The following is a 6,826-nucleotide window of genomic DNA, read 5'->3' as shown; positions in this document are numbered from 1 at the left end:
GCAGCTCCCGGCGCAGGACGGCCACCAGCGCGTCGCGGTTCTCCCGGGCCTGCGCCCGGCGCAGCTCGACCGCCTGCTCCCAGCCCCCGGTGCTGAAGAGCCAGTTCACGGCCAGCTGCTCCAGCACCGGCGTTCCCAGGTCGGCGTACGCCCGCGCAGCGACCAGGCTGCGGATGACGTCCGGCGCCGCCCGCACCCAGCCGATGCGCATCCCCGCCCAGAACGCCTTGCTGGCCGAGCCGACCGTGATCACCGTGGAGCCGGCCGGGTCGAACCCGCACACCGGCCGGGGCATCCCGCCGTCCCGGAACTCCTCGTCCAGCCACAGCTCGGTCATCGTCTCGTCGGCGACCAGCACCGTGCCCGCCGAACGGGCCGCGTCCACCAGCCGGCGCCGCTGGTCCTCGTCGGCGAGCGCCCCGGTGGGGTTGTGGAAGTCGGCGACCACATAGGCGATCCGCGGCGCGGCCTCGCGCAGGACCTGGCGCCAGCGGTCCATGTCCCAGCCGGACAGGCCCTCGGCCATCGCGACGGGTACCAGCCGGGCGCCCGCCTCGCGCATCAGCTGGAGGATGTTGGCGTAGGACGGGGACTCCACGGCGATGCGCTCGCCGCGGCCCGCGAAGAGGTGGCAGATCGCGTCGATGGCGCCCATCGCGCCGGTCGTCACCATGATCTGCTCCGGCATGGTGGGGATCCCCCGCGCGGTGTACCGCTCGGCGATCATCGCGCGCAGGGCGGGCAGCCCGGCCGGGTAGTCGCCGTGGGTGTGCGCGTACGGCGGCAGCTCCTCCAGCGCGCCCTGCACGGCCCGGGTGAGCCACGGCTCGGGCGCCGAGAGCGAGGCGCAGCCCAGGTCGATCATCGAGCCGAGGGACTCCGGAGGCAGGGGCTCCAGGCCACGGGCCGGGATCGGATTGCCGGCCGGCACGGCGGTCCAGCTGCCGGCTCCGCGCCGGGACTCCAGGAACCCCTCGCCGCGCAGTGCCTCATAGGCGGCGGCGACGGTGGTCCGGCTGACCGCGAGGGCCAGGGCCAGTTCGCGTTCCGCGGGCAGGCGCGCGGCGACCGGCACGCGGCCCTCCAGCACGAGCAGCCGGATGCCGTCGGCAAGCGCGCGATAGGCGGGGGGACGGCGGGTGCCGGGGCCGGCCGGGCGGTCCTGCTGGGAGCTGAGCAGCCGGGCGAGCTGCGCGGCCCCCACAGCCGAGGTCCACTGCGCCATGACGATCAGTCCACCTTCCCCGAATTGGCCATGGATGGCGATTCTTCTCAAGCCACAGAGTGTCATGCGTCAGTCCACTGCCACCACCCCGGGGGGTAACCCGTGTCCCGTCCCGACCGCCGTCTCGCCCAACGGCTGATCCAGCTGTACGCCGGACTCGCGCTCTACGGCGCGAGTTCCGCGCTTCTCGTGGCGGCGGGCCTGGGACTGGAGCCCTGGAACGTGCTGCACCAAGGGCTCGCGGAACTGACCGGGCTGAGTATCGGGGTGGTGTCGATCGTCGTGGGCGCCGGTGTACTGCTCCTGTGGATCCCGCTGCGCCAGCGGCCCGGGCTCGGCACGGTCTCCAACGTCTTCGTGGTCGGTCTCGCCATGGACGGCACCCTCGCGCTGCTCCCGGACGCCCGCTCCCTCGCCGTACGCGTCCCGCTGCTCGTCGCGGGCATCGTGCTGAACGGCGCGGCGACCGGCCTGTACATCGCGGCGCGCTTCGGGCCGGGTCCGCGGGACGGGCTGATGACGGGGCTGCACCGGCGCACCGGCCGGTCGATCCGGCTGATGCGGACGGCCGTCGAGGTGACGGTGGTGGTCACCGGGTTCGTCCTGGGCGGCACCATCGGGGTGGGGACCGTGCTGTACGCGGTGTCCATCGGCCCGCTGGCGCAGCTCTTCCTGCGCATGTTCGCCGTCCCGTCGGCACCGTCGGGCAGCACGGTGGTCGCCGGCGCGCAACCGGGGCGGGCCATACTGCGTCGGTGACCTTGACGACACCGCCCCTGCGCCACCCCTATCTGGACCACCCAGGGCCGATCGCCTTCGCCCACCGGGGCGGGGCGGCGGACGGCCTGGAGAACACCGTGGCGCAGTTCCGGCGCGCGGTGGAGCTGGGCTACCGGTACATCGAGACCGACGTGCACGCCACGGCGGACGGCCGGCTGGTCGCCTTCCACGACGCGACGCTGGACCGGGTCACCGACGGCGCGGGCCGGATCGCCGACCTGCCGTGGGCGGAGGTCCGGCACGCGCGCGTGGGCGGCCGGGCACCGGTGCCGCTGTTCGAGGAGCTGCTGGAGACGTTCCCCGGGGTGCGCTGGAACGTCGACGTCAAGGCGGAGCCCGCGCTGCGGCCCCTGCTGGACCTGATCGAGCGCGCGGACGCCTGGGACCGGGTCTGCGTGGGCTCCTTCTCCGAGGCGCGGGTGCTGCGCGCCCAGCGGCTGGCCGGGCCACGGCTGGCCACCTCGTTCGGCACGCGCGGGGTGCTCAGCCTGCGGCTGCGCTCCTGGGGGCTGCCGGCCGCGGTGCGCCGCTCGGCCGTGGCCGCGCAGGTGCCCGAGGCCCAGTCGGGCGTGCCCGTGGTCGACCACCGCTTCGTCCGCGCCGCCCACGCGCGCGGGCTGCAGGTGCACGTGTGGACGGTCAACGAACCGGAAAGGATGCATCGGCTCCTGGACCTGGGGGTTGATGGCATCATGACCGATCACATCGACACGTTGCGCGAGGTCATGGAGGACCGTGGCGTCTGGGTCTGACCGCCCGGCCGCCCCCGCCGAGCCTTCGCAGGGGATACGGGGAAGCGAGGGCACGGGTGAGCACCGACACCGTGCGGACGGAGGCGGCGGCCGAGATCGCCGCCCTCAGGCGCGAGCAGCGCGGCTGGTACGTCTACGACTGGGCATGCTCGGCCTATTCGACGAGCGTGCTCACGGTGTTCCTCGGCCCGTACCTCACCTCGGTCGCCGAGCACGCCGCGGACGGCGACGGCTATGTGCACCCGCTGGGCGTACCGGTCCGCGCGGGCTCCTTCTTCGCCTACTCGGTGTCCCTGTCGGTGATCGTGGCGGTCGTCCTGATGCCGCTGGTGGGCAGCGCGGCCGACCGCACGGGCCGCAAGAAGCCGCTGCTCGCGGCGGCGGCGTACACCGGCGCCGCGGCGACCACGGGCATGTTCTTCCTGGACGGCGACCGGTACCTGCTCGGCGGTGTCCTGCTCGTCGTGGCCAACGCCGCGCAGTCCGTCGGGATGATGCTCTACAACTCCTACCTGCCGCAGATCGCCCCGCCCGAGCAGCGCGACGCGGTCTCCTCCCGGGGCTGGGCCTTCGGGTACGCGGCGGGCGCCCTGGTCCTCGTCGCCGACCTGGTGCTCTATTCGGCGCACGACTCCTTCGGCCTCTCCGAGACGGCCGCGGTCCGCATATGCCTGGCCTCGGCCGGTCTGTGGTGGGGCGCGTTCGCACTCGTACCGCTGCGCAGGCTGCGCGACCGCCACGCGCGCGTGGCGCACGCCACGGCGCCGGGGCTGCGGCAGCTCGCCGCGACCGTCCGGGACATGCGCCGGCATCCGCTGACCCTGGCGTTCCTGCTGGCGTACCTCGTCTACAACGACGGCATCCAGACGGTGATCACCCAGGCCTCGGTCTACGGCTCCGAGGAGCTGGGGCTCGGGCAGTCGACGCTCATCGGGGCCGTGCTGCTGGTGCAGGTGCTGGCCGTGGCGGGGGCGCTGGCGATGGGCCGGCTGGCCCGGGCGTACGGCGCGCAGCGGACGATCCTCGGCTCGCTGGTGGCATGGACGCTGACGCTGGCGGCGGGCTGGTTCCTGCCGGCGCGGGCACCGGTGTGGTTCTTCGCGCTGGCCGCCGGGATCGGCCTGGTCCTCGGCGGCAGTCAGGCGCTGTCCCGGTCGCTGTTCTCTCATCTCGTGCCGCCGGGCAAGGAGGCCGAGTACTTCTCCGCGTACGAGATGAGCGACCGCGGGATGAGCTGGCTCGGCCCGCTGCTGTTCGGCGTGACCTACCAGCTGACCGGCAGCTACCGGTCCGCGATCTTCTCCCTGGTGGCCTTCTTCGTCCTGGGTTTCGCCCTGCTCGCACGGGTCCCCGTACGGCGGGCGATCCGCGAGGCGGGCAACCCGGTTCCGGAAAAGATCTAGCGCCGATTTAGCACTCGGCGTGAAAGGGCGGTAGTGTACGCGTTTGGCCTGCCAGGCGTACCGTTACTGCGCGTCAAAGATGCCGAAACGCTGGGTGACATCTGCTAGCAGATGTGACAAACCGGGCGCCTGTGGGTAGAACAAGGGGCGGCTACGACGGCGACGCATGACCCGGAACGGGACTCGGAACGGGAATCTTTACCGCCGACCGGACGTTGACCGGATGACGACGACAGCGACACCTGTCCTGTGGGCGACAAGCCCGGGAGGCACGATTCATGAGTGAGCGAGCTCTTCGCGGTACGCGCCTCGTGGTGACCAGCTACGAGACGGACCGCGGTATCGACCTGGCCCCGCGCCAGGCCGTGGAGTACGCATGTGAGAAGGGGCACCGTTTCGAGATGCCCTTCTCTGTCGAGGCGGAGATCCCGCCGGAGTGGGAGTGCAAGGTCTGCGGTGCCCAGGCACTCCTGGTGGACGGCGACGGCCCTGAGGAGAAGAAGGCCAAGCCCGCGCGTACCCATTGGGACATGCTGATGGAACGGCGCACCCGCGAGGAGCTCGAAGAGGTCCTCGAGGAGCGTCTGGCTGTTCTCCGCTCGGGGGCGATGAACATCGCCGTCCACCCCAGGGACAGCCGCAAGAGCGCGTAGTCCCTGCGGGGGCTGGGCCTGCATACAGCGCAACGCAACGACCGCGGGCGCCGTACGTGGAGATCACGTACGGCGCCCGCGGTCGTTGTGCGCGTGCGGGCCACGAGCCGTTCGCCGTGCGGCAGAACGGCCGCCGTACGCGGGCCCGGTGCGCTCAGCGCGTCAGCGGCGGGCGGGGCTCCTGCGGGGCGCCGTACGGCTCGCCGTTCCTGATGACCTCGCCCTGCACCACCTTCCCGTCCGGCCGGTGCATGCGGGCCTGCTGGAAGGCGTCTCCCAGGCTGCCCGGGGCGGCCTTGCGCAGGCTGCGTTCCAGGGCGTTCTCCGCGAAGCGGCTCACCGCCTTCTGGACCGGCGGGAGCAGCAGGAGCAGGCCCGCCGCGTCGGAGACCAGGCCGGGGATCATCAGCAGCAGGCCGCCGAGCATCATCAGGCCGTTGCCGCCGCCGCGCGCCGGCGAGCCACCCTGCCGCAGTGCCTCGTTCAGGCTCTGGAAGGCGCGGCGGCCGGCCCGCTTGATGACCACCGAGCCGGCCACGACGCCCGCGACGAGCAGCAGGAACACCGTGAGCCCGCCCGCCGCGCCCGCGACCAGGGTCAGCAGCCAGATCTCCAGCACCAGCCACGCGGCGAGGGCCGGCGGCAGATACCTGCGCAGCCGGGAGCGTCGGCGGCGGGCGGTGTACGGAGAGGTCGGAGCGCCAGTCGTCATGCCCCCAGTGTGCCTGGGCGCGGCTCAGCGCGGGATAAGGGAGGGTTCAGCCCGCGCTGCGCACCGGTGTGCTAGGCGTGCTTGTCCTTGCCGGTGATCTTGCCGAAGCGGTCGCCCACGCCCCAGGCGGTGACCCGCCACAGCGCCTCGACCACGATGTCCCGGCTCATCTTGGAGTCGCCCAGTTCCCGTTCCACGAAGGTGATGGGGACCTCGACCACGTGGTAGCCGGCCTTCACCGCGCGGCGGGCCAGGTCGACCTGGAAGCAGTAGCCCTGCGAGGCGACCTCGCCGAGGCCGAGGCCCTCCAGGGTCTCGCGGCGGAACGCCCGGAAGCCGCCGGTGACGTCCCGGATCGGCACGTCGAGCATGAGCCGCGAGTAGGTCGAGCCGCCCCGGGAGAGGAACTCGCGGGACTTGGGCCAGTTCACCACCCGGCCGCCCGGCACCCAGCGGGAGCCGAGGACCAGGTCGGCGCCCTTGAGGGCGGTGAGCAGCCGGGGCAGTTCCTCGGGCTGGTGGGAGCCGTCGGCGTCCATCTCGATCAGCACGCCGTAGTCGCGCTCCAGACCCCAGCGGAAGCCCGCGAGGTAGGCGGCGCCGAGGCCCTCCTTGCCCTTGCGGTGCAGCACCTGGACGTGGTCGTCCGCGGCGGCCAGCTCGTCGGCGAGCTTGCCGGTGCCGTCGGGACTGTTGTCGTCCGCGATGAGTACGTGCGCTTCGGGGACGGCCTCGCGTACCCGGCCGACGATGGACTTGATGTTCTCCGCCTCGTTGTAGGTCGGGATGATCACCAAGGCCGTGCCGAGCGGACCGAACTGCCTCCCCTGGGCCTTGGCCGCGAGGGTCCCGTCGCCGTCGTTCACTGCTGCCCCTTCATGTCGTACGCAGGGTCCACCATAGTGGCCGCGGCCTGGGAAGACGTGACAACGCGTGCGGACGGTGGTGTCGATTCCCCGAGAGCGGGGTAAGAGTGAGCGTTTCAGCCCCTTCCCACCGCGCTCCCGGCCCCCTTTCCCGCCGTGCTGCCGGCACCCTCGTGCCACGGCGGATGGGGGCCCGGCGCCCTTCGGGCCGACCTGGGACCCGCTGGCTGCGGATCGACCGAAAGCCGTTGTCTACTGAGCGCCCGGGCCCCACCCGGGTCACACCTGGCCGACCGGTCCGAACGCTCCCTCGTCGGCGCGGGCGCTGAGCCTGGCTCCCAGTGGCGGTGCCCCGGTGCGGCACACCGTCCCTGACCCAGCGGCGCTGCGGCGAGTCGGCTGAACGCCCCCGGTCGGGCGTCCCGTGGTGGACTC

General features: G+C 72.6%; 7 protein-coding genes. 4 read left to right on the top strand and 3 right to left on the bottom strand.

The genetic code is table 11. From position 1 onward, the window contains the following. Positions 1 to 1,225 (bottom strand): SCO1417 family PLP biosynthesis transcription factor (locus CCN44_RS17490; protein ID WP_086698179.1); only part of this gene is annotated, 1,225 nt, incomplete at its 3' end. Positions 1,226 to 1,327: 102 nt separating this feature from the next. On the opposite strand from CCN44_RS17490, the gene yczE reads away from it, so the two are divergent. The 4 genes from yczE (at position 1,328) to CCN44_RS17470 (ending at position 4,813) form a co-directional block, all read left to right on the top strand. Further along, the gene (gene yczE, locus CCN44_RS17485) at positions 1,328 to 1,984 is read left to right on the top strand and encodes a membrane protein YczE (protein ID WP_059248177.1); all 657 of its coding nucleotides are present in this window, start codon (positions 1,328 to 1,330) and stop codon (positions 1,982 to 1,984) included. Further along, positions 1,981 to 2,757 carry a glycerophosphodiester phosphodiesterase gene (locus tag CCN44_RS17480; protein ID WP_086698178.1) on the top strand — a complete coding sequence of 259 codons (777 nt, stop codon included), beginning with the start codon at positions 1,981 to 1,983 and terminating at the stop codon, positions 2,755 to 2,757. Before yczE ends, CCN44_RS17480 begins: the two co-directional genes overlap by 4 nt. Positions 2,758 to 2,813: 56 nt before the next feature. Beyond that, the gene (locus CCN44_RS17475; protein ID WP_086698177.1) at positions 2,814 to 4,160 is read left to right on the top strand and encodes an MFS transporter; all 1,347 of its coding nucleotides are present in this window, start codon (positions 2,814 to 2,816) and stop codon (positions 4,158 to 4,160) included. 278 nt (positions 4,161 to 4,438) lie between these two features. Beyond that, the gene (locus CCN44_RS17470) at positions 4,439 to 4,813 is read left to right on the top strand and encodes an RNA polymerase-binding protein RbpA (protein ID WP_003977404.1); all 375 of its coding nucleotides are present in this window, start codon (positions 4,439 to 4,441) and stop codon (positions 4,811 to 4,813) included. A 154-nt stretch (positions 4,814 to 4,967) separates the two neighbouring features. On the opposite strand, the gene fxsA is transcribed toward CCN44_RS17470, so the two are convergent. Together fxsA and CCN44_RS17460 are read right to left on the bottom strand one after the other, a co-directional pair. After that, a complete protein-coding gene (gene fxsA / locus CCN44_RS17465; protein WP_059248180.1) occupies positions 4,968 to 5,525 on the bottom strand; it encodes an FxsA family membrane protein in 558 nt (185 codons plus the stop codon). Between the two features lie 71 nt (positions 5,526 to 5,596). Next, positions 5,597 to 6,391, bottom strand: a complete 795-nt coding sequence (locus tag CCN44_RS17460; RefSeq protein ID WP_059248181.1) for a polyprenol monophosphomannose synthase — start codon at positions 6,389 to 6,391, stop codon at positions 5,597 to 5,599. Positions 6,392 to 6,826 lie beyond the last annotated feature (435 nt).

The sequence above is a fragment of the Streptomyces tricolor genome (genome assembly GCF_002155905.1).
In the GTDB taxonomy this organism is placed as follows: domain Bacteria; phylum Actinomycetota; class Actinomycetes; order Streptomycetales; family Streptomycetaceae; genus Streptomyces; species Streptomyces tricolor.
The sequence above is the reverse complement of the archived record's forward strand: the minus strand, read 5'-3'. Positions and strand labels throughout refer to the sequence as shown.

What these genes read in the sequence shown, in the direction of transcription:
- fxsA (WP_059248180.1), bottom strand. Translation starts at nt 5,525, where the DNA reads ATGACGACTGGCGCTCCGACCTCTCCGTACACCGCCCGCCGCCGACGC.
- CCN44_RS17470 (WP_003977404.1), top strand. Translation starts at nt 4,439, where the DNA reads ATGAGTGAGCGAGCTCTTCGCGGTACGCGCCTCGTGGTGACCAGCTAC.